At 62.7% G+C, this 3,441-nt stretch carries 3 protein-coding genes and 1 pseudogene; 1 reads left to right on the forward strand and 3 read right to left on the reverse strand.

Annotated elements, in window-relative coordinates; all coding sequences use genetic code 11:
* Positions 1-58: 58 nt before the first annotated feature.
* On the reverse strand, positions 59-1,549 hold the full coding sequence (nusA, locus tag AC1DYI_RS29975) for a transcription termination factor NusA (RefSeq protein ID WP_477207769.1): 1,491 nt from the start codon (positions 1,547-1,549) through the stop codon (positions 59-61).
* Entirely contained in the window at positions 1,546-2,112 is a 567-nt protein-coding gene (gene rimP, locus AC1DYI_RS29980) for a ribosome maturation factor RimP (RefSeq protein ID WP_477207771.1), read from the reverse strand. Before rimP ends, nusA begins: the two co-directional genes overlap by 4 nt.
* A gap of 268 nt (positions 2,113-2,380) precedes the next feature.
* Between rimP and fabI the strand changes: the two genes are divergently transcribed.
* The gene (fabI, locus tag AC1DYI_RS29985) at positions 2,381-3,178 is read left to right on the forward strand and encodes an enoyl-ACP reductase FabI (protein ID WP_477207770.1); all 798 of its coding nucleotides are present in this window, start codon (positions 2,381-2,383) and stop codon (positions 3,176-3,178) included.
* 64 nt (positions 3,179-3,242) lie between these two features.
* Here the strand turns inward: fabI and AC1DYI_RS29990 are convergent.
* Positions 3,243-3,441: pseudogene (locus AC1DYI_RS29990) on the reverse strand (IS1595-like element ISBeb2 family transposase); the annotation flags it as partial.

The raw sequence follows: 3,441 nt of genomic DNA on the forward strand, positions 1-3,441 counted from the left end.
GGATTTCCTTGATCTTGATGCCGGTGTCTCGTGGGCGCTGGGGTGAGGCGGTCGTTGATCAGGCGTTGAACCAATGTTCACGCGCCTTCATGATCAGCGCCTTGGCCTGCGCGTCATCCACGCCGGTCATCTCGATGAGTTCGTCTACGGCCAGGTCGGCCAGGTCGTCGCGGGTGTGCACACCACCATCGGCGAGCTTTTCGATCAGGTCGGGTTGCAGGCCCTTGCCTTCGAATTCGAGGTCGCGCAGATCCTGCGACACCTCGTCGACCTTTTCTTCGCGGGCGATTTCCATCGTCAGCAGCGCATCCTTGGCACGGGTGCGCAGCTCGCTGACGGTGTCTTCGTCGAAGCCTTCGATCTCGAGCATTTCCTGCGCCGGCACATAGGCCACTTCTTCGAGGCTGGTGAAACCTTCCTCGATCAGCAGGTCGGCCACTTCCTCGTCGACGTCGAGCTTGTCGACGAACAGCTTGCGGATCGAACCCGATTCTTCGGCTTGCTTGGCGGCCGATTCTTCAGCCGTCATGATGTTGATGCGCCAGCCGGTCAGCTCAGAGGCGAGCCGCACGTTCTGGCCACCGCGGCCGATCGCGATGGCGAGGTTTTCCTCGTCCACCACGACATCCATCGCGTGCTTTTCTTCGTCCACGACGATCGACTGCACGTTCGCCGGCGCCAGCGCACCGATGACGAACTGCGCCGGGTCTTCCGACCACAGCACGATGTCGACACGCTCGCCCGCCAGCTCGTTGGTGACCGCGGTCACGCGCGAGCCACGCACGCCGACGCAGGTGCCGATCGGATCGACCCGCTTGTCGTGCGACACGACGGCGATCTTGGCGCGCGAACCCGAATCACGGGCGCAGCTCTTGATCTCCAGCAGGCCTTGCTCGATCTYGGGCACTTCCTGGGCGAACAGCTCGACCATGAAGCCCGGCGCCGAACGCGACAGCATGATCTGCGGGCCACGGGCAGCGGTGTCGATACCGGCAATGAAAGCCCGCACGCGGTCACCCGAGCGAAGGTTTTCTTTCGGGATCATCTCGCTGCGCTTCAAGCGACCTTCGACGCGACCGGACTCGACAATGATGTCGCCCTTGTCCAGACGCTTGACGGTGCCGACGAAGATTCTTTCGCCACGCGACATGAAGTCGGTCAGCAGCTGTTCGCGCTCGGCGTCGCGGATCTTCTGCAGGATCACCTGCTTGGCAGCTTGCGCGCCAATGCGGCCGATCGGCACCGAATCAACAGGCTCTTCGATGTAGTCGTCGACCTCGATGTCATCGATCTGCTCTTTCGCTTCGAAGAGCAGGATCTCGGCATCGGGGATTTGCAGGCCAGCCTCGTCCGGCACGACGTGCCAGCGACGGAAGGTCTCGTATTCGCCGGTTTCGCGGTCGACGGTGACACGGATGTCCACCTCGCCACCGTTCAGCTTCTTGGTGGCCTGGGCCAGCGCCGCCTCGACGGCACCGAACACGACATCACGCTCGACGCTCTTCTCACGAGAGATCGCGTCCACCAACATCAGCATTTCGCGGTTCATTGTTCTTGACCTCCGTCAGTTTCGCCGGCCGACTGCTCACTGGCCAGCGCGCCCTTGCCTCGGCGCCCCTTGAAATTGAGCACCGGCACGAGCCGGGCTTCGCGAACCTCGTCGAAAGCAAAGTCGAGCACCTGGTCAACTTTGCCGTCGTTGAATATCAATTGCCACCCCGAACCCGCTTCAGCGCCATCGGCGCTTTGCGCCGCCTGCAGCGTGCCCTCGAATTTCTTGCGGCCCTGGAAAGGCAGCTTCAGCGTGATCAGCACCTGCTGGCCGGCGAAGCGGGCGTAATCTTCGACGCGCTTCAGCGGGCGGTCCAGCCCCGGTGACGAAACCTCCAGCCGCGCATAGTCGACATTGTCGACTTCGAGCACATACTGCAGCTGGCGGGTGACGGCCTCGCAATCCTCGACGGTGACGAACTCGTGTTCGCCTGAGGGGTAGGCATGGCCAGGCACGCGGTCGATGTAGACGCGCAACAACCCGCCTGCCGATCGCTCGACATCAACGAGTTCATAACCCAACCCGGTCACCGTCTTCTCGACGGCTTGGCTCCAGCTCATCTGGCGGCAGTTACCCTTGTTCAAAGCCTGGGCGCATCCAACGTGGAAACGCTCATCAAGCACCCAAATCTCAGTGACCCGCATGGTGATACACCATGCAAAACGACCACGCAAAAAAAATGGGCTGGATGAATCCGCCCACTTTTTAAGTGTGTGTCACGCAATTCTAGCGAAGGACGGATTGTAGCCTGCAAGAGATGTACCCGCAAGACCTGAAGGGTGCCCGTGCGAGAATCCGCATCCACACAACAACCCCTTCGGAGACCGCATGGGATTCCTCGCCGGCAAGCGCCTTCTGATCACCGGCCTGTTGTCTAACCGCTCGATCGCCTACGGCATTGCCCAGGCCTGCCGCCGCGAAGGCGCCGAGCTGGCGTTCAGCTACGTGGGTGAGCGCTTCAAGGAGCGGATCACCGAGTTTGCCGCCGAGTTCGACTCCAAGCTGGTCTTCGATTGTGACGTGGGCGACGACGCTGCGATCGAAAAACTGTTCGCCGACCTGAAGACCGCCTGGCCGGAAGGCTTCGACGGCTTCGTCCACTCGATCGGCTTCGCCCCGCGCGAGGCGATCGCCGGCGAATTCCTCGACGGCCTGACGCGCGAGAACTACCGCATCGCCCACGATATCTCGGCCTACAGCTTCCCGGCGCTGGCCAAGGCCGCCCTGCCCAGCCTTCGCCCGAAGGCGGCGCTGCTGACGCTGTCGTATCTGGGCGCGATCCGCGCGGTGCCGGCTTACAACACGATGGGCTTGGCCAAGGCGTCGCTGGAAGCCAGCGTTCGTTACCTGGCCGCCGGCCTGGGCCCCAAGGGCATCCGGGTCAACGGCATCTCGGCCGGCCCGATCAAGACGCTCGCCGCCTCGGGCATCAAGGGTTTCGGCAAGCTGCTGGAAGTGTTCTCGAAGAACGCCCCGCTGCGCCGCAACGTGACGATCGAAGACGTCGGCAACGTCGCCGCCTTCCTGTTGTCGGACCTGGCGGCCGGCGTCACGTCTGAAATCACCTACGTCGACGGTGGTTTCAGCCACGTGATGATTGGCGCCATGCCAGGCGAAGAAGGCTGAGCACCCTTCCCCCAAAGACAAAGCCCGGCAATGCCGGGCTTTTTCTTGGCTCTTTGCGCGTTGCCTATGGATGAGCGAATCGGCCGAGGGAGAGGCTGAGGAGCTGCTCCGGAGGTAGGTGGCGCGGCGCGCAGCGGTCAACAGCCCTGAACCAACCCAGGTAGTGGTGCAGGTAGGTGGTAGCCACACCGCGAAAGCGGCGCAGCCAGCCCTTGAGCCGTGAGTGGTAGGCGTTGACGTTCTGGATGTGCCAGGGCCCACGC

This window comes from Ideonella sp. P3_A4, from assembly GCF_056403075.1.

What these genes read in the sequence shown, in the direction of transcription:
- rimP (WP_477207771.1), bottom strand. Translation starts at nt 2,112, where the DNA reads ATGAGCTGGAGCCAAGCCGTCGAGAAGACGGTGACCGGGTTGGGTTAT.
- fabI (WP_477207770.1), top strand. Translation starts at nt 2,381, where the DNA reads ATGGGATTCCTCGCCGGCAAGCGCCTTCTGATCACCGGCCTGTTGTCT.